Here is a 19,677-nt window from a genome sequence, read left to right on the forward strand (position 1 = left end):
TCGGCCGGGTCCCAGCCCTCCTGGTCACCGGGCCCGTAGACCGGCTCGATGGGCAGTCCGGACTGTGTTGTTCTTCGGTTTTCCATCGGATCCTGGCTCCAGGGAGGCGTGGCCCGTCCGCGCGTGCGGTGTGGGCCTCCACCCTGGAGGCGGCGACTATGGCGCCGCTAGCGCGCCGGACGACCAGCGGCGGGAGGCCGCCGGTCCGGTGGCACGCCGGGGGCGGGCCGGGGCGTTCAGAGGCCGATGTCGACCCGGTCGATGTCGGTGAACTCCACGCCCAGGCCGTGGGCGCGCCTGTTGTTGTCGCGGAAGTACATCTCCGCGAGGCCCTCGGCCGCGATGTTCTGGAGTTGCTGTTCGCTGGCGCCCTGGTCGCGGGCGGTGAACAGGCGGTCCGCCCACTGGGGGGTGAGGGCCTGGGTGATGTCGCGGACGCGGGCGTCGTCCGTGGTGCCGGGGGCCGCGGTGAAGCCGAACCGGGCCCGGGTGGACAGGATCAGACCGTCGGTGGTGGACGCCTTCTTCCTGGCGCGCTCCCTCACCTTCGGCTGCCAGCGCTTCCTGACCTCGCGTTCCATGCGGTCGCGCAGGTCCGGGCGGGGCCGCTTGAGCTGCCCCTTGACGTAGCGCTCCACGGTGCGCTGGGAGACGCCGAGGAGCCGGGCGACGGCGCCGGTGCCCTTGAGCTGCTTGACCAGGTACCTCATCCGGGCTTGGGCGCTCTGGGGAACGGGGCGGGTGAACGCTTCCTCCAGTGAGCGGTCCAGGCCCTCTCCGACGGGGTCCACCATCGTCGGTCACTCCCCTTCGCCGGCGGCCGGGTCGGTCTTGATGTGGTTGGCGATGTTGAAGACGCCGCCCTGCTCCTCGAACTGCTCCTCGGCCCACAGGACCGTCCGGGTGCCCTGGTGTTTGACCATGCCCGGGGAGATGCCGAGCCGGAACGTGCCGGGGACCGGCTTGCCCTCGGGCGTGCGGGGCAGGACGTCGAGCGGGGACGGGCCGGGCGAGGGGTAGACGACGGCGTCGGTGCCGATCGCCACCGGGTAGAGGTCGGCCGCGGCCGCGGTCTTCATCAGCTTGCGGTGCAGGCCGACGCGCTGGTTGGCCAGCACGGCGGCGCGGATGTCGGGGCGCCACGTCTCCCGTTCGAGGGCCGGCCACGATTCGTAGTACGGCACTTGGCCGCGGTTGCGCTGGCGGAGCTTGCCGATGCCGCCCTTCGCGGTCGCCTTGATGGCGCCGGCCAGCAGCGCCATCGTCGGGTCGGTCCCGCGGGAGCGGGCCATCGCTTCGAGGAACTCGGTGCCGCCCATGGCCGCGGTGACGCCGAGGTCCGCCATCGTGGCGACGTACGCGTCGCGCAGTCGCTTGTACCAGGCGTCGAGGTAGCGGCCGTTGCGGGTGCGCACGTGGGCCTCGACGGGGGCGACCTCGTAGCCCAGCTCCACCGCGTAGGCGACCGTGGGGGTGGCGTACCAGGCGGGGCCGGTGGGGCGGTCGCCCTTGGGGGTGAACGGGGAGGGGAGCCGGTCGCCGTCGACCGTGCGGCCGTTGATCTCGACGCGGGAGAGGTCGACGTGACTGAGATCGACCAGCCAGGAGCCGGGCAGCGCGGGGTCGAAGGACGGATTGCCGGTGAGGTGGGTCGGGCCGCCGAGGCCGACGGTCAGGCCGTTGGCGGCCGCGGCGAAGGACATGTTGACGTCGACCGCGACCAGGTAGGGGCGCATGCACTCCTCGTCGGTGAGGGGGCGGCACCAGTCGTAGGGCTCCTCCATCAGCATCTCGGCCGGTGTGCGCAGGTGGTGTCGGGCGAACCTGCCCTTGAGGAGGGGGTGTTCGTCGGGGACCTCGCACTCCACGGCGTCGTACACGGCGTTGAGCGCGTCGTCGTTGAGGGCCCGGGTGAACTCGCCGGTGGCCGGGTCCTTCTCCGCGCGGGTGGGCGGGCGCAGCGCGGTCATCAGCTCCAGGCCGGTGACCGCCGCGGTGCCGCGCGGTGTCATCACCCGCTGCGCGTAGGCGCCGAGGTAGCGGGCGAGGTCGGCCGGGTGCATCGAGGGCAGCCGCGGGGCGTTCCTGTCGTCCCATTCGCGGGCGTCCAGGGCGTTCCAGGCGGGGACGCAGAGCTGGACGCAGTTGCGCCTGGCTCCTTCGGCGGGGCGGTAGATCCGCGCCCAGGGGCCCAGTCCGCGCCGGGTCAGCTTCCAGTTTGCCCGGGCGAGCTGCCGCACCGCCTTGTGGCCGTCGGGGAGGCGGCCGGCGCGGCGTTCCTCGTCGGTGAGGGCGGTGGGCAGGCCGTAGCGTTCCAGGGCGGCCGGGGTGAGGACGAGGAGGGGGTCGCCGTCGCGGCCGTTGCGGTGGAGGCGGGGCTGGCCGAGGGCGGCCTCGGTGAGCGTCCAGTCGACCAGTGCGGGCAGGGACTTGGCGGGTACGTCCAGGACCAGGCCGCCGGCGCAGTAGGCGTGGGTCTCGCCGTTCTCCACGTCGATGACGGCGAGCGGGCCGTTCTCGAAGCGCCGGTCGGCGGTGCGCGTCGCCGTGGTGGTGGCGGGGCGCTTGGCCGGCTTCCCGGTCTCCGGGGCGCGGGACGGCGAGGTGACCGGCGGAGTGTTGTGCCCGGCCCGGGGAGCGGGGGCGGTGGGTGCCGGCGGCGCCGACGGGGCGGGTTCGGCGGATGGCGGCGGCGCCGTCTGAGCGGGTGCGGGGGCGGGGGCGGGGGCGGCCGGTGTGCCGGAGGTGGCCGGTGTGCCAGGGGCGGCCGGTGTGCCGGGGGTTGCGCCGTCCGGGGCGGTGGCCGGCGCGAACTGCTGCGACCAGCCGTCGAGGAGGCGTTGGTAGGCCTGTCGGCGTGGGGGGCGGGGCTCGGCCCGGCCGGACTCCCAGTTCTTCACCGTCTGCGTGGTGGTCTGGAGCACCTGTGCGAGCCTGGCCTGGGTGATCCCGGCCGCCTCGCGCAGCCGGGCCCGCTCGGCGGGGTCGGGCATGTGCGGCTCGCCCGCGAGCAGGGTGTCAACCGCTGCGAACAGCTCTTCTTCCGTCGGCATGGGGCCGGTTCACCTCCGGCGGCCACCGTACCACCCGTTAACCTCCGATTACGGGATCCATTTAGCCTTGGATTTAACCTGTGGCGCGGGTCCCCTTGGCGGGAAGTGGTCCGTCCGCTCGGCGCCCGCTCAAGGATCGCTGGGCTCCGGCCGCAGGATCCGGTGCCCGGGCGGCTCGCTGGGTCACCGTGTGGGCGTGTCGGAGCCACCGTCCTGTGTTCAGCCGGGGCGGTCGGACACATCGGTCCCTCTGCCCCCCACCCGACGGAAGTGCGGTTACCCGTGGCTACCTTCCTGTACAAGCTCGGCCGCTTCGCCTTCCGGCGGCGCGGCCTCGTGACCCTGTTGTGGGTGCTGATCGTCGTCGGCGTCGGTGCCGCGGCCTCCTCCGCCCCCACGCCGCCGAACGAGCAGTTCTCGATGCCGGGCACGGAGTCGCAGAAGGCGTTCGACCTGCTCGAGGAGAAGTTCCCCGACGCGGGCGCCGACGGGGCCACCGCCCGTGTGGTGATCCGCGCGCCCGAGGGCGGCGGGATCGACGGCGAGAAGCCGGCGATCCAGAAGCTCCTGGGCGAACTCGGCAAGGCGCCCCAGGTGGCGGGCGTCGCCGACCCGTTCACCGCCGGCACCGTCAGCGAGGACCGCCGGACCGCGTACGCGGTGGTGACGTACGAGGTCACCGCGCCCGACCTCACCGACGAGGCGCACGACGCGCTCGCCGCGGCCACCGACCGGGCCCGCGACGGCGGCCTCACCGTCGAGGCCGGCGGCGACGCCGTCCCGATCGAGCAGACCGTGTCCGGCACCGGCGAGCAGATCGGCGTGCTGATCTCGGCCATCGTCCTGCTGCTCACCTTCGGCTCGGTGATCGCCGCCGGCATGCCGCTGCTCACCGCCCTGATCGGCGTGGGAGTCGGCGTGTCCGGCATCACCGCGCTGGGCGCCACCCTCGGGCTGTCCGCCACGACGTCGACGCTGGCGATGATGATCGGCCTCGCGGTCGGCATCGACTACGCGCTGTTCATCGTCTCCCGCTACCGGTCCGAGGTCGCCGAGGGCCGCACCGCGGAGGAGGCCGCGGGCATCGCCGCCGGCACGGCCGGGTCGGCCGTCGTCTTCGCCGGGCTCACCGTCATCATCGCGCTGGGCGGCCTCGCGGTCGTCAACATCCCGATCCTGACCAAGATGGCGCTCGCCGCGGCCGGCACGGTCGCCGTCGCCGTGCTCATCGCGGTCACCTTCGTGCCCGCCCTGCTGGGCTTCGCGCCGCGCCGGGTGCTGCGGGTCGCCGACCGGCGCCTGGTGCGGACCAGGAAGCCGCTGTCCGCGCGCAAGCTGCGCAGGTCCGAGAAGAAGGCCGCGAAGCTGGCCGCGCGGACCAAGCCGATCCTGTCCACGCGCTGGGCGTCCTTCGTGGTGCGCCGCCCGGTCGGTGTGCTGCTGCTCGCGGTGGTCGGCCTCGGCGCGATCGCGCTGCCCGCCACCAAGCTGGAACTCGGCCTGCCCGGCGAGGGCACGATGGCGGCCGACACCACCCAGCGCAAGGCGTACGACCTGCTGTCCGACTCCTTCGGGCCCGGCTTCAACGGCCCGCTGACGGTGACCGTCGAGGGCGACGACGCGGCCGCCGCCGGCGACCGGATCGGCAAGGTGCTGAGCAAGGACGCCAACGTCGCCTCGGTGTCCCCGGCGACCGCCAACAAGGCGGGCGACACCGCCATCTTCAGCATCGTGCCGAAGAGCGGACCGACCGAGACCGAGACCGAGGAACTGGTCAAGGACATCCGCGCGCGGGCGTCGGCGCTGGCGGGCTCCTCGGGGGCCACGGAGATCCTGGTGACCGGCCAGAGCGCGATGTTCATCGACTTCTCCGAGACGCTGTCGGACGCGCTGCTGCCGTATCTGGGCCTGGTGGTGGGCCTCGCCTTCCTGCTGCTGCTCCTGGTGTTCCGCTCGGTCCTCGTGCCGCTGAAGGCGGCGCTCGGCTTCCTGCTGTCGGTGAGCGCGGCGCTCGGCGCGCTGGTGGCGGTGTTCCAGCTGGGCTGGGCCTCCGGCTTCTTCGGGGTCGAGCAGACCGGGCCGATCATGACGACGCTGCCGATCTTCATGATCGGCGTGGTCTTCGGCCTCGCCATGGACTACGAGGTCTTCCTGGTGACCCGGATGCGGGAGGCGTACGTCCACGGCGCCTCGGCGAAGGACGCCGTCGTCTCGGGCTTCCGGCACAGCGGCCGGGTGGTCGCGGCCGCCGCGATCATCATGATCAGCGTCTTCTCGGGCTTCGTCTTCGAGACCGACGACCTGGTCGCGATGATGGGCTTCGGTCTCGCCGCGGCCGTCCTGTTCGACGCGTTCGTGGTCCGGATGGTGATCGTGCCCGCCGTGCACTCGCTGCTCGGTGACGCCGCCTGGTGGCTGCCGCGGTGGCTGGACCGACTGCTGCCCAACGTGGACGTCGAGGGCGAGCGGCTCCAGCGGCGGCTGCGGTCCACCGGCCCGCGTGCACCTCGCGGTTCGGCGGAGCCCGAGCGCGACCTCGTGCACTGAGACACCGCACACTACGGCGAGGGCTCGCCCTCCCGCGGCCGCTCCAGCCTCCCGCGACCCCGTGTCGAGGCCGGAGCGGCACTGTCGTGGGTGAGCTCCGGTGACGGACGGGCGTGAGCCCCCGCGGGGCGATGAACCGCCCGTCGGTGCCCCACGTCCCCCGAGGGCACCGGCGGGCCGTTCCCCTGCGCGCCGACCGGTACGGACGAAGGGATGATCCGACTGTGAACAGCACGTGGTTCCGGCGCTACACCACCCCGGGGAACGGGCCGCGGCTCGTGTGCTTCCCGCACGCCGGGGGTTCGGCGACGGCGTACCGGCCGCTGGCCCTGGCCCTGGCCGCCGATCTCGACACGGTGTGCGTCCAGTACCCGGGACGGCAGGACCGGTACTCGGAGGCGCCCTTCACGGACCTCACCCGGCTCGCCGGGGCGGTGGCCGAGGAGCTGGCGCCGGTGCTGGCCGCGGAGCCCGGGCGGCCGTACGCCCTGTTCGGCCACAGCATGGGCTCGCTCGTCGCGTTCGAGACGGCCCGGCTGCTGGCCCGCGGGCCGCTGCCCGGACCGCGGCGGCTGTTCCTGTCCGGGCGGGGCGCGCCCGACGCGCACAGCACGGCGGGCTTCGCGCGGTACGACGACGACGCCGTGCTGGCCGAGGTGCGCAGGCTGGGCGGCACCGACCAGTCCATGCTCGACGACCCGGACATCATGGAGATGGCGCTGCCGGCGCTGCGGGCCGACTACCGGGCGCTCGGCTCGTACGGCTGGCGCGGGGGCGAACCGCTCGCCGCGCCGGTGACCGTGCTGGTCGGGGACGGCGACCCGATGGTGACCGTCGAGCAGGCCGGGACCTGGGCGACGCACACCCGCGGGGACTTCGCCGTGAAGGTGTTCCCCGGCGGTCACTTCTACCTCTTCGACCAGGTCGACGAGATCGCCGCCGTCCTCACCGAGGGGCTTCTCACCGAGAGCGCCGCCGCCTGAACCGGCGACGCCCGGCGACCGCCAGGGGCGGTACGGACCCGGTCCGTACCGCCCCTGTGCCGTGCCGCGGTGCTCACAGGACCGCGCCCTCCCTGGTACGCCTGCGCAGCGTGGGCCGGCGGGAGCGGCCGAGGTCCTTCCACATGTCCGACAGGCCGAGCACGGTGCGGGCCGCGAACAGCTTGCGGATGGACACCTCCTGGTCCAGTTCGGCCCGGATCAGGCCGACCAGCCGGATCGCCCGCAGCGAGTTGCCGCCGAGGTCGAAGAAGTCCTCGTCGATGCCGACCCGTTCGAGTTCCAGCACCTCGGCGAAGGCCTTGGCCAGGATCCGTTCGGTCTCGTTGCGCGGCGCCCGGTAGGCGTCCTCCTCGGACACCGGTCGCGGCAGTGCGGCCCGGTCGACGCGGCCCGCGGCCGTCACCGGCAGGCGGTCCAGCACGGTGAACACCGACGGCACCGCCGCCTCCGGCAGCCGGCCCGTGGCGAAGCCGCGGAGTTCGTCGGCGGACACGGTGCGGCCGGCGACCGGGACGACGTGGGCGAGCAGGCGCGGGTTTCCGGAGTCGTCCTCGTCGACGGTCACGACGGCGTGCGCCAGCGCGGTGTGCTCGGACAGCGCCTCCTCGGCCTCGGCCGGTTCGACGCGGACGCCCCGGACGTCGGTCTGCGTGCCGGCGCCTCCGACGTGGACGAGGACTCCCTCGGCGGTCCGGCGCCCGCGGTCCCCGGTCCGGTACATCACGGCTCCGGGCGGGCCGAACGGACAGGCCACGAAGCGTTCCGCGGTCGCCGCCGGCCGTCCTGGGTAGCCGCGGGCCACGCCGGGTCCCGCCACGTAGAGTTCGCCGACGACGTCGACGGGGACCGGTGCCAGGCCTGGGCCGAGGACGTGGAGGGCGGTGTGGCCGGCGGGGTGGCCGGCGGTGGCCGTCCGGGGGCCGGGTCCACCCGGGGGCAGGTGGTGGCGGGCGGCGAGGCCGGTCGTCTCCGCCGGGCCGTACCCGGTGACGACCGTCAGCCCGGGGCAGGCCTCGCGGACCCGGCGCAGCACGGCCGGGGGCACCGGGTCGCCGCCGGTCCACACCTCGCGCAGTCCGGCGAGCCGCTCCGGGTGCGCGCCCGCGATCTCCGCCAACCGGGCCGCGGGCAGCCGGAGCGCGGTGATGCCGTGGGCCGCCTCCAGTCCGGCCGGCGCGGCGGGGTCCGGCTCGCCTTCGGGGGCGACGACGACCCGGCCGCCGCCCAGCAGGGGCGTCCACAGTTCCAGGGCGAGCGCGTCGGAGGTGAGCGGGGCGTGCCACAGCACGGTGCCGCGGCCGGCCTCCCGGCACCGGCGGTCCAGGACGAACCGTTCCACGTTCCGGTGCGTCACGGCCACCGGCCTGGCGGCACCGTCCGGTCCGGTGCCGTGGAGCACGGCCAGCAGGCTGTCCGGGTGCGGCGGTACGGCGGTTCCGGGCCCGGTGGCGCCGTCGTCGGCGGGGTCCGCGCGCAGGTCGTCGAGGAGCAGGACGGGCAGGGCGGGGTTGTCCGGGCGCGGGCCCGCAGCGCAGCCGCCGTTGCCGGTGCCCGAGGCGGAGCCGGAGACGCTGCCGTCGTCGGTGCCGGTGCCGCCGCCGGTGAGCAGGACGTGCGCCGGGAAGCCGTCGGGCGGTACGGGGGACGCCGGGTCCAGGGGCAGGACGGCGCCACCGGCCCTGGCCACCGCGAGCAGCGCGACGGCGAGGTCCACCGACCGGGGCAGCGCCACGGCGACGACCGTCTCGGGGCCGACGTCCCGCAGCCGGAGCGCGGCGGCCAGCCGGGCGGACCGTTCGTCCAGCTCGCGGTAGGAGACCGCGGTGTCGCCTGCGGTCAGCGCGACTGCGTCGGGGGTGCGTTCGGCCTGGCGGGCGAAGTGCTCCGGGACCGTCAGTCCCGGCAGCGGCGGTTCGGCGGGGTCCGGCGCGAGGGGGATCAGGTCCCGTTCTGCGCCGCTCAGCACGTCCAGCGTTCCGACCGGCCGGTCGCCCGCGGCGAGCACGGCACGGATGTGGGAGATCAGCTCCTCGCCGATGAAGCGCAGCTCCGCGCGGTCGTACAGGCCGGCCGGGGCGTCGAGGCGGATGAACAGGTCGCTGTCGGGGCTGCCGTCGGTGTAGACGCCGATGGACAGTTCCTCGAACGTGCCGGTGGTGGCGCCGAAGTAGCGCGCCGGGCTGTCACCGAAGTGAAGCTGCTCGGCGAACTCGACGACGTTGACGACCGCGCCGAAGCTGCCGCGCTCGCTCAGGGCGGTGCCGCTCGCCCGCTGGATGTCGGAGTAGTGGCAGGCGCTGTGGTCGAAGATCTCGTACGTCTCGTCGACGAGTGAGTCGGCGATCTCGGCGAAGCCGGCGCCCAGCGGGACCCTGGCCCGTACCGGCACCACGTTCACGGCCAGGCCGGGGGTTCTGCTCGCCACGCCGACGCGGTTGCCGACGGCCAGGGACAGGAGGAACTCCGGGCGGTCGCAGCGGTGGCGGAAGTACACCGCCGCCGCCGCGGTCAGCATCTGCGACATCCATACGCCGAGGGAGCGCGCGGTCTCGGTCCAGGCATCGGCCTCGGCGCGCGGGACGGTCAGGGTCCGGCTCACCATGCCGATGCTCCCGGCCACCTCCGCCCAGCGGTCGACGCCGCTCAGCGGCTGCGACAGCGCGGCGCGCCGCGCCTCGGAGAGGGCGACGCGCGGGACCCGGGCGGGCGGGGGCGCGTCCTTGAGGTAGTCGCGCCAGAACTCGGTGTCCTCGGCGAACCGCGGGGAGGCGAGGTAGTCGACGGCCTCGCCCGCGAAGGACGCGACGTCCCAGGGGTGCGGCAGCTCGGCCACCGGCTCGCCCCGCAGCAGGGCGGTGTAGACCTCGGCGAGGCGCCGCGAGAGCAGGCCGCCCGCTCCGAACCCGTCGGAGACCAGGTGGTGGTAGGCGATCACGAGCAGGGAGCGGTCCCCGGCGAGCCTGACCACGCCCAGCCGCAGCAGCAGGTCGTGTGCCAGGTCGAAGGGCTGCCGCACCAGGTCGGCGAGGGCTTCGCGGGCCGCCGCCTCGGGGTCGGCCTCGGCGCTGAGATCCAGCAGGAAGGGCCGCCAGTTGCCCAGTTCCCGGGGTACGAGGCGCAGTCCGGCGCCGTCGTCGACGAAGTTGACGCGCAGTACCTCCGCCTCGCCCATCACGTGCAGGAAGGCGGATTCCATGACGGCGGCGTCGAGTTCGCCGTCCACGTCCCACATGGTCAGCGCGTGGTTCGGCGTGTCGGGCGCCATCTCCTGCGCCCGCCACATGCCTGTATGCGCGGATGACGCTCCGAACGAAGGCACACTGATCAACCCCTCAGAGAACAGACCCGGTTGCCGGGCATTCGCGGATCACCTCCACCTTCCGGGAAGCGAACCGGCCGTTGGAGACCTCTCGGTGCCGGCGGGACAGGGGGCGCGGGGCCCTTGCGGTGTCCCGCCGGCGGGACGGTCCTACGCCGCGAGCGAGGACACGATGTGTCCGGCGATCCGCCGCGGTGACGGGTGGCGCAGCACCAGGTTCGCCCTCAGCTTCAGTCCGGTCGACGCGGTCAGGCGTTTGCTCAGCTCCGCCGACAGCAGCGAGTCGAAGCCCAGCTCCTTGAACTCCTGGTCGGGGTCGACGGCTTCGGCGGTGGGGTGTCCGAGCACGACGGCGACCTTCTGCCGCACGTGTTCCAGGACGAGTTCGCGCGCGTCGTCGTCGGTGAGGGCCGCGAGCCGCTCCGGCAGGGGGACGGCCCGGTCGTCGTCCGCGTCGGGCGCGGGGGCGGGAAGTTCGGCCGTCGCCGCCGCGGTGGGCGAGGAGCTGAGCCAGTAGCGCTGCCGCTGGAACGCGTACGTCGGCAGGTCCACGCGCCGGCGCGTGGCGAACACGGCGCTCCAGTCCACCGGCCCGCCCCGGACGTGGAGCTGGGCCAGCGAGCCGAGCAGGGACCGCACCTCGTCGCAGTCCCGCCGCGAGGACGACAGCACCAGCGTGTCGTCGAGGTCCTCGACGGTCTCCTGCACCGGGACGGTGAGCACCGGGTGCGGGCTCATCTCGACGAACACCCGGAAGCCGTCGTCGGCCAGCCGCCGCACGGAGGTCTCGAAGAGGACCTTCTCGCGGAGGTTGTCGTACCAGTACTCGGCGTCGAGTCCCGCGGTGTCGACGACCGCGCCGTGGAGGGTCGAGTAGAAGGGCAGTCGCGAGGTGCGCGGGCTCACGCCGGCCAGGGCGCCGGTCACCCGTTCGCGGACCCGGGCGACCTGCGGCGAGTGGGAGGCGTAGTCGACGGGTATGCGGCGAGCCTGGATGCCGTCGGCCCGCATCTTCTCGACGAACTCGTCCAGCGCGTCCGGTTCGCCGGAGACCACGACGGAGCGGGGTCCGTTGACGACGGCGACGCCCGCCCGGTCCGCCCACGGGACCAGCCGCTCGGCGACGACGTCCGCGGACTCGGCGACGGAGGCCATCCCGCCGTGGCCCTTGAGGTCCACCAGGGCCTTGCTGCGCAGCGCCACGACCCGGGCCGCGTCGCGCAGCGACAGGGCGCCGCCGACGCAGGCGGCGGCGATCTCGCCCTGGCTGTGGCCGATCACCGCGCCCGGTTCGACGCCCCAGGAGCGCCACAGGGCGGCGGTGGAGACCATCACCGCGAACAGCGCCGGCTGGACGACGTCCACCCGGTCCAGGCCGGGTGCCCCGGGGGTCTGGCGGATGACGTCGAGGAGCGGCCAGTCGACCCATTCGGCGAGGGCGTCCGCGCAGGCGTCGAGGGTCCGCGCGAAGACGGGGAAGGTGTCGTAGAGCTGCCGGCCCATGCCGGCCCACTGGGCGCCCTGGCCGGGGAAGACGAAGGCGACGCCGCCGAGTCTGCCCGCGCCGCCGCGCACCACCGCCGGGGACTCGGTGTCCTCGCGCAGCGCGGTCAGGGCGTCCATCAGTTCGTCGCGGCCGCGCCCCAGCACCACCGCGCGGTGCTCGAAGCGGGTGCGGGACGACGCCAGGGACCAGCCGACGGCGGCGTCGTCCGCGTCGGTGCCGGAGGCGAGGAGGTCGCGCAGCTTCCCCGCCTGTCCGCGCAGGGCCTTGGCGCTCCTGCCGGACAGCACCCAGGGCACCAGGCCGCCGGTGGCACCGGGCTCCGGGGCGTGCTCGTCGGCCTGCTCCTCGGGAGGGGCTTCCTCCAGGATCACGTGCGCGTTGGTGCCGCTGACGCCGAAGGACGAGACGCCGGCCCGGCGCGGCCGGTCCCCGCGGGTCCACTCGCGGCCCTCGGCCAGCAGTTCGACGGTGCCGGAGGACCAGTCGACGTGCCGGGTGGGGGCGTCGACGTGGAGGGTCGGGGGCATGTACCCGTGCCGCATGGCCATCACGGTCTTGATGACCCCGCCGACGCCCGCGGCGGCCTGGGCGTGCCCCATGTTCGACTTCAGCGAGCCCAGCCACAGCGGCCGGTCCGCGGGCCGGTGCCGGCCGTAGGCCGCCAGCAGCGCCTCCGCCTCGATGGGGTCGCCCAGGGTCGTGCCGGTGCCGTGGGCCTCGACCAGGTCCACCTCGCCCGGTGCGACCGAGGCGTTCTCCAGGGCGCGCCGGATCACCTTCTCCTGGGCGCGGCCGTTGGGGGCGGTCAGCCCGTTGCTGGCGCCGTCCTGGTTGACGGCGCTGCCGCGCACGACGGCGAGCACCGGGTGTCCGTTGCGCCGGGCGTCGGAGAGGCGCTCCAGCAGCAGTACGCCCACGCCCTCGGCCCAGCCCGTCCCGTCGGCGCCGTCCGCGAACGCCTTGCAGCGGCCGCCGGGTGACAGGGCGCCCTGCCGGGAGAACTCCACGAACATCGCGGGTGTCGCCATCACGAGCGCCCCGCCGGCCAGCGCGAGGGAGCACTCCCCCGAGCGCAGCGACTGGACCGCCATGTGCAGGGCCACCAGGGAGGAGGAGCAGGCGGTGTCCACGGACACGGCCGGTCCGGTCAGCCCGAGTTCGTAGGCCACCCGGCCGGAGGCGACGCTCAGGGCGCTGCCGTAGAGCAGGTGGCCCTCCAGCTCCTTCTGGCCGCCCTCCAGGAAGCGCCATCCGTACTCGGAGGAGCTGACCCCGGAGAAGACGCCGACGTCGCTGCCGCGTACGTCGGCGGGGACGATGCCGGCCCGTTCGAAGGCCTCCCACGACGTCTCCAGGAGCAGCCGGTGGTGCGGGTCGACGGCGAGCGCCTCGCGCGGGCTGATGTTGAAGAAGTCGGCGTCGAAGTCGGCCACGTCCCGCAGGAATCCGCCCTGGCGGGTGTACGAGCCGCCGACCGCGTCGGGGTCCGGGTCGTACACGTCGCGCCAGCCGCGGTCGGCGGGGAAGTCGCCCACGACGTCCAGGCCGTCGCGCACGACGTCCCACAGGTCCTCCGGCGAGGACACGCCGCCCGGGTAGCGGCAGGCCATGGCCACGACGGCGACGGGCTCCGTGCGGCCGGCCTTCAGCGCGTCGTTCTCCCGCCTCAGGCGGTCGCGTTCCTCCAGCAGGGTGCGCAGTGCCCGCTGGACCCGGTCCGCGCCGTCCGCCGTGCCTTCCGCGGCGTTGGTCATGTCACTTACCTCTTCTCGTCCAAGGCCAGGTCGACCAGTGCTTCCAGGTCCAGGTCGGACAGTTGGTCCGCCTCGGTCAGTACGTCCGCCGCGAGGTCCGTACCGGTGTACGGGCCGGGTTCGGAGCCGGGCGTCGGGGCGGGGTCGGGCGCGGGGCGGAGCAGGCCGACGAGGTGTTCGCTCAGCTCGCGGGGGGTCGGGTAGCTGAAGACGAGGGTGGTCGGCAGGCGCAGTCCGGTCCGGGCCGCGAGGCGGTTGCACAGCTCGACGGAGGTGAGCGAGTCGAAGCCGAGCTGGGTGAACGCCTGTTCCGCGTCGACGGATTCACCGGAGGAGTGCCCGATCACGAGGGCCACCTGGTCGCGGAGCCAGTCCAGGGCGGCCGTCTCCACCTCGTCGTCCGGCACCCCGGCCAGCAGCGCGGACAGGCCGCGCGCGCCGTGGTCTCCGGTGTTCCCGGGCCGGTCCCGGCCGGGGCGGCGGACGTCGGCGAGGTCGCGCAGGAGGGGCGGCAGTTCGGCGCCCTTGCCGCCGCGCAGGGCGGTGAGGTCCAGCCGGGCCGGGACGAGGACCGCCTTGCCGCTCGCGCACGCCGCGTCGAAGAGGGCCAGGGCCTCGGGCGTCGGCATCGCGGCGATGCCCATCCGCCGCAGCCGGGCGAGGTCGGTCTCGTCCAGGTCCCCGGTCATGCCGCTGCTCTGCTCCCACCAGCCCCAGCACAGCGAGGTGCCGGGCAGGCCGGACGCGCGGCGCCGTACGGCCAGCGCGTCGAGGAGGGCGTTGGCGGCGGCGTAGTTGGCCTGCCCGGCGGTGCCGAGCGTGCCGGCGAGGGCGGAGAACTGCACGAACGCCGTCAGCGGGCGGTCCTGCGTCAGCGCGTGCAGGGTGAGCGCGCCGCCGGCCTTGGCGTGGAGCACGTGGTCGACGCCGTCGGCGGTCAGCGACTCGACGGTTCCGTCCGCCAGCGTGCCCGCCGCGTGCACGACCGCCGTCAGCGGGTGGCGCGGGGGCAGGCCGGCGAGCAGGTCGGCGACGGCGGCGGGGTCGGTGACGTCGCAGGCGACGGCGCGGACCTCGGCGCCGGCCTCCCGCAGCTCCGCGACCAGGTCTCCGGCGCCGTCGGCGGCCGCTCCCCGGCGGCTCGCCAGCACCAGGGAGCGCACCCCGTGCGCGGTGACCAGGTGGCGTGCGACGAGGGAACCCACTCCCCCGGTGCCGCCGGTGACCAGGACGGTGCCGCCGCCGAAGCGGCCGCCGACGTCGAGGACGAGCTTGCCGACGTGGCGGCCCTGGCTCATCTCGCGGAAGGTGGCGCGCGCGTCGCGGACGTCGCGGACGGACACCGGCGTCAAGCGCACCCGGCCGTCGGCGAACAGTGCCATGACGTCGCGGAACATGGCGTGGATGGCGTCGGGGCCGGCCGCGTACAGGTCGAAGGCGTCGTACGCCACGCCGGGGTGGTCGGCGGCCACCCGCCGGGCGTCGCGGATGTCGGTCTTGCCCATCTCGATGAAGTGGCCGCCCTCGGGGAGCAGGGTCAGCGAGGCGTCGACGTGCGCGTGGGCGAGGGAGTTCAGGACGACGTCCACGCCCCGCCCGTCCGTGGCGGCCAGGAACTTCTCGGTGAACTCCAGGTCGCGGGAGGACGCCAGGTGCGCGTCGTCGATTCCGAGGCCGCGCAGGACGGGCCACTTGGCGGGGCTCGCGGTCGCGTAGATCTCGGCGCCGACGTGCCGGGCGAGCTGTACGGCGGCCATGCCGACGCCGCCGGCCGCGGCGTGGATGAGGATGCGCTGTCCCTCGCGGAGCCTGGTGACGTGGAAGAGGGCGTAGTAGGCGGTGAGGAAGGTGCTCGGCATGGACGCCGCCTCGGCGTGGCTCCACCCGTCGGGGACGGCCGTGAGCAGGCGGTGGTCGGCGACGGCCACCCGGCCGAAGGCACCGGTGAAGATGCCGGTCACCCGGTCGCCCGGCGCGAAGCCGGTGACGTCGTCGGCCACTTCGAGGACGACGCCGGAGCCCTCGCTGCCGATGCCGGAGTCGATGGCGGTGCGGTCCACGAGGCCGAGGGCGATGGTGACGTCGCGGAAGTTGAGGCCGGCCGCCTGGACGGCGATGCGGACCTGCCCGCTCAGGAGGGGCGCCTCGGCCTCGGGGCACGGCACCCAGGTCAGGTTCTCCAGCGTCCCCTTGTCCGGGATGCCCAGCCGGTATGCGCCGTCCGGCACCGCCGGCAGCCGCCGGTCGTCGGCCGTGGCCGGCGCGAGCCGGGGGACCAGGGCCGTGCCGCCGCGCAGCGCCAGCTGCTCCTCGCCGAGGGCGAGCGCGTCGGGGAGGGCGGCCCAGGAGGTGTCGGCGTCGTCGACGTCCACCAGCCGGAACCTGCCGGGGTGTTCGGTCTGGGCGGAGCGGACCAGGCCCCACACGGACGCGCCGGGGAGGCTTTCGACGTGCTCCCCCGCACCGGTGTCCACGGCCAGCCGGGTGAGCACCACCAGCGTGGACCCGGCCGTCGCCTCCTCGGCGAGGAAGCGCTGGACCTGCTGGAGGACGTGCCGGTCGGCGGCGCTCACCGCGGTGAGCGGGTCGGTGCCGTCGCCTGGCGGGTCGCCGTCCGGGCACAGGAAGAGGAGAGCGGGGGCGCTGCCGGGACGGATGTCGTCGAGGGAGGCGTAGCCGACGGCCCGTTCGCCGCCCGCGTCGAGCAGCCCGGCGGCCAGGCCGGTGCGGGCGCCGAGGACGCCCCACGTCGCGGTGGCGTCGGTGGCGGCCCTGTCCCGTGCGGCCGGTTGCCACCGGACCTCGTACAGCGGCGGCTCCTGGCCGCGGAGCGCCGCGCGGACCTGTCCGGCGTCGGCCGGCCGGAACGTCAGGGAGGCCACGGAGGCGATCTCGCGGCCTTCCTCGTCGGCGACCGTCAGGGACACGGTGTCGTGTCCGGCGGGGGTGAGCCGGACCCGTACGGTCGGGCCGCACGGGCCGGTCAGGCGTGCGCCGGCCCACGCGAAGGGCATCCGGCCCCGGTCGCCCGTCACCTCGATGACACCGCCGGCCACCGAAGCGTGCAGCACGGTGTCCATCAGCGCCGGGTGCAGGGTGAAGGCGCCCGTCGCGGCGCCGTCCGGGAGGGTGGCGAGGGCGTAGAGGTCGTCGCCGTCCCGCCACACCTCCCGCAGTCCGCGGAAGGCGGGGCCGTAGTCGAACCCGGCGTCGGCGAAGGAGTCATACAGGCCGTCGAGGGGGAGCCGGGTCGCGCCGGCCGGAGGCCAGACGGCGAGCGGCCAGGCGGCGTCGCCGTCCGGCGCGGGCGCGGCCGGGGTGCCCGGTACCAGGTCGCCGTGGGCGTGGCGGGTCCAGCCGCCGACGGTCCGGGCGTCCTCTCCGGGGCGCGAGTAGACCTCCAGGGAGCGGCGCCCCGTCTCGTCCGCCGCGCCGACGACGACCCGTACCCGCACGTCGCCCGTCTCGGGGACGATCAGCGGGACCTCCAGGGTGAGTTCCTCCAGCGCGGCGCACCCGACGTGGGCGCCCGCCGACAGGGCCAGGTCCAGATAGGCCGTCGCCGGTACGACGACCGCGCCGAACACGGTGTGGCCGGCCAGCCAGTCGTGGGCCGCGAGGGACCACAGCCCGGTGAGGACGACCTCGTCGGTCCCGGGGTGGTCCACCACGGCGCCCAGCAGCGGGTGGTCCGGCGCCGAGAGGCCGGCCGCGGCCACGTCCGCCGTGCGCAGGCCGGCCTGCAGGTCGAGCCAGTACCGCTGCCGCTGGAAGGCGTACGTCGGCAGGTCCACCGGCCGCCGGGTGCCGAAGAGCGCGGCCCAGTCCACCGGGACGCCCCGCACGTGCAGGGCGGCCAGTGCGCCGGCCAGCGTCCGGGCGGCGTCGCGTCCGGGCCGGTGCACCGGGACGACGAGGGCGTCGTCGACGCCCTCGCCGGCCAAGGCGTCCTGGGTGAGGCCGGCGAGGGTCGCTCCGGGGCCCACCTCGACGAGGACGTCGGCGCCCGCCGCGCGGGCGTGCTCCACCGCGGCGTGGAAGCGGACGGGTTCGCGGACGTGGCGGATCCAGTGCCCGGCCGAGGACAGCTCCGCGGGGGTGGCCTCGCGGCCCAGCAGGGTGGAGACGACCGGGATCGTCTGCTCGCCCGCCGGCAGGTCGCCGAGGGCGGCCGCGAAGTCGGCCAGGACCGGCTCCATCAGCGGGGAGTGGAAGGCGTGGCCGACCGGCAGCAGCTTCGCCGAACCGCCGTCGGCCAGGATCCGGTCGCGCAGGGCGTGGACCTGCTCCCGCAGGCCCGAGAACACGACCGACTCGGGGCCGTTGACGGCGGCGACGCCCACGCGGTCGTAGGAACCGAGGAGGGTGGCCGCCTCGGTCTCGCCGACGCGGGCGGCCAGCATGGCGCCCTGCTCGGTGACGGTCTGCATGGTCCGGCCGCGGGCGGCGACGAGGCGGGTCGCGGTGGCCAGGTCGAGCGCCCCGCAGACGTGCGCGGCGGCGATCTCGCCCACCGAGTGGCCGATCAGGTGGTCCGGCGGGGGCGCGTACCGCGTGAGCAGCCGGTAGAGGGCGGTCTGGAGGGCAAACAGCGCGGGCTGGGCGATGTCCGTCCGCTCGGGGTCGGCGGGTTCGTCGGCGAGCAGCAGGGGCTTGAGGGCGAAGGGGAGGTGGGCGTCGAAGTGCGCGCACACCTCGTCGAGGGCCTCGGCGAAGACGGGGAAGGCCGCGTACAGCGGTCCCGCCGCGCCGGCCCATCGCGCGCCCTGGCCGGGGAACATGAAGACGGTTCCGCCGGGTTCGGCGGCGACGCCGCGCACCACCGCCGGGGACTCGGCGTCCTCGGCCAGTGCCGCGAGGCCGCCGAGCAGTTCGTCCCGGTCGTGCCCGAGGACCACGGCGCGGTGCTCCAGCCGGGCCCGGCCGGTCACCAGGGACCAGCCGGCGTCGGCGAGGTCGAGGGCGGGGTCGGCGGCGGCGAGGTCGCGCAGCCGCTCCGCCTGGGCCCGCAGGGCCTGCGCCGAGCGGGCGGAGAGCGCCCACGGCACCAGGGCGCCGGGCAGCTGCCCGGTGGCCGTGCCGGGGTCCGCCTCCTGCCGGGGGGCCTCTTCGAGCAGGACGTGCGCGTTGGTGCCGCTGACGCCGAACGCGGACACGCCCGCGCGACGGGGCCGGTCCGGGGCGCTCGGCCAGTCCCGGGCCTCGGTGAGCAGTTCGACGGCTCCGGCCGACCAGTCGACGTGCGTGGAGGGGCGGTCGACGTGCAGCGTGCGGGGCATGGTGCCGTGCCGCATCGCCATGATCATCTTGATGACGCCGCCGACGCCGGCCGCCGCCTGCGCGTGGCCGATGTTCGACTTCAGCGATCCCAGCCACAGGGGGTTGCCGGGGTCCCGCTCCTGCCCGTAGGTGGCCAGCAGCGCCTGCGCCTCGATCGGGTCGCCCAGCGTGGTGCCGGTCCCGTGCGCCTCGACGACGTCCACGTCGGACGCCTGGAGGCGGGCGTTGGCGAGGGCCGCCCGGATGACCCGCTGCTGCGCGGGGCCGTTGGGGGCGGTGAGCCCGTTGGACGCGCCGTCCTGGTTGATCGCCGAGCCCCGGATCACCGCCCAGACGCGGCGCCCGCCTCGCCGGGCGTCGGAGAGCCGCTCCAGGACCAGCATGCCGACCCCCTCGGAGAAGCCGGCGCCGTCCGCCGCGTCCGCGAAGGCCTTGCACCGGCCGTCCGCCGCCAGGCCCCGCTGCCGGGTCATCTCGCGCAGCACCTGCGTGGTCCCCATGACGGTGACGCCGCCGGCCAGGGCGAGGCCGCACTCGCCCAGCCGCAGCGACTGCACCGCCTGGTGCACCGCCACCAGCGACGACGAGCACGCGGTCTCGGTGGACACCGCCGGGCCCTGGAGGCCGAGGGCGTACGACACGCGCCCGGACGCCACGCTAAGCAGGGAACCGGTCTGCGCGTAGCCCGCGATGGCCTCCGGGGTGGCGAAGTGGTTGCCGTACCCGAAGTAGGCCAGGCCCGCGAAGACGCCGGTGTCGCTGCCGTGCAGGGAGTGCGGGTCGATGCCGGCGCGTTCGAGGGACTCCCAGGAGGTCTCCAGGAGCAGCCGGTGCTGCGGGTCGGCGGCCAGTGCCTCGCGCGGGCTGATCCCGAAGAACTCGGCGTCGAAGTCGCCCGCGTCGTACAGGAATCCGCCCGCGCGGGCGGAGCAGCTGTTGGGGCGGGAGGGGTCGGGGTCGTACAGGTTCTCGACGTCCCAGTGGCGGTCCCGCGGGAAGTCCGACACGGCGTCGGTGCCCGAGCGCACCAGCTCCCACAGCTCCTCGGGGGACGCGGCCCCGCCGGGGAAGCGGCAGGCGACGCCCACCACCGCGATGGGCTCGGCGGCGGCGTCGGTCAGCTCCTGGAGGCGCCTGCGGGTCTCGATCAGTTCGATCGACGTCCGCTTCAGGTAGTCGAGAACGTCGGCGTTGTTGTCGTTCGTCATGGCTC

At 74.9% G+C, this 19,677-nt stretch carries 6 protein-coding genes and 1 pseudogene; 2 read left to right on the forward strand and 5 right to left on the reverse strand.

The window, feature by feature from the left end:
* Positions 1-236: 236 nt before the first annotated feature.
* Both tpg and tap read right to left on the reverse strand, forming a co-directional pair.
* The gene (gene tpg, locus IE108_RS32410; RefSeq protein WP_189397818.1) at positions 237-794 is read right to left on the reverse strand and encodes a telomere-protecting terminal protein Tpg; all 558 of its coding nucleotides are present in this window, start codon (positions 792-794) and stop codon (positions 237-239) included.
* A 6-nt stretch (positions 795-800) separates the two neighbouring features.
* Entirely contained in the window at positions 801-3,053 is a 2,253-nt protein-coding gene (gene tap / locus IE108_RS32415; protein WP_064732290.1) for a telomere-associated protein Tap, read from the reverse strand.
* A gap of 282 nt (positions 3,054-3,335) precedes the next feature.
* Between tap and IE108_RS32420 the strand changes: the two genes are divergently transcribed.
* Complete coding sequence (locus IE108_RS32420) at positions 3,336-5,600, forward strand: MMPL family transporter (protein ID WP_064732289.1); 2,265 nt, start codon at positions 3,336-3,338, stop codon at positions 5,598-5,600.
* 224 nt (positions 5,601-5,824) lie between these two features.
* Positions 5,825-6,583 (forward strand): thioesterase II family protein, encoded by a 759-nt coding sequence (locus tag IE108_RS32425; protein ID WP_064732288.1) that lies wholly within the window; start codon positions 5,825-5,827, stop codon positions 6,581-6,583.
* Between the two features lie 73 nt (positions 6,584-6,656).
* Here the strand turns inward: IE108_RS32425 and IE108_RS32430 are convergent, their stop codons facing one another.
* From IE108_RS32430 to IE108_RS32440, 3 genes and pseudogenes are all read right to left on the reverse strand, one after another.
* Entirely contained in the window at positions 6,657-9,923 is a 3,267-nt protein-coding gene (locus tag IE108_RS32430) for an AMP-binding protein (protein WP_261340669.1), read from the reverse strand.
* 150 nt (positions 9,924-10,073) lie between these two features.
* Positions 10,074-13,184: a type I polyketide synthase gene (locus IE108_RS32435; RefSeq protein WP_064732287.1), complete on the reverse strand. Its 3,111-nt coding sequence runs from the start codon at positions 13,182-13,184 to the stop codon at positions 10,074-10,076.
* 5 nt (positions 13,185-13,189) lie between these two features.
* Positions 13,190-19,648: pseudogene (locus tag IE108_RS32440) on the reverse strand (type I polyketide synthase); the annotation flags it as partial.
* Positions 19,649-19,677 lie beyond the last annotated feature (29 nt).

The organism is Streptomyces parvulus, assembly GCF_014648855.1.
GTDB classification, from domain to species: domain Bacteria; phylum Actinomycetota; class Actinomycetes; order Streptomycetales; family Streptomycetaceae; genus Streptomyces; species Streptomyces parvulus.

Bases quoted from the DNA above. Each gene is read 5' to 3' on its own strand.
- tpg (WP_189397818.1), bottom strand. From the start codon at position 794: ATGGTGGACCCCGTCGGAGAGGGCCTGGACCGCTCACTGGAGGAAGCG.
- tap (WP_064732290.1), bottom strand. From the start codon at position 3,053: ATGCCGACGGAAGAAGAGCTGTTCGCAGCGGTTGACACCCTGCTCGCG.
- IE108_RS32435 (WP_064732287.1), bottom strand. From the start codon at position 13,184: ATGACCAACGCCGCGGAAGGCACGGCGGACGGCGCGGACCGGGTCCAG.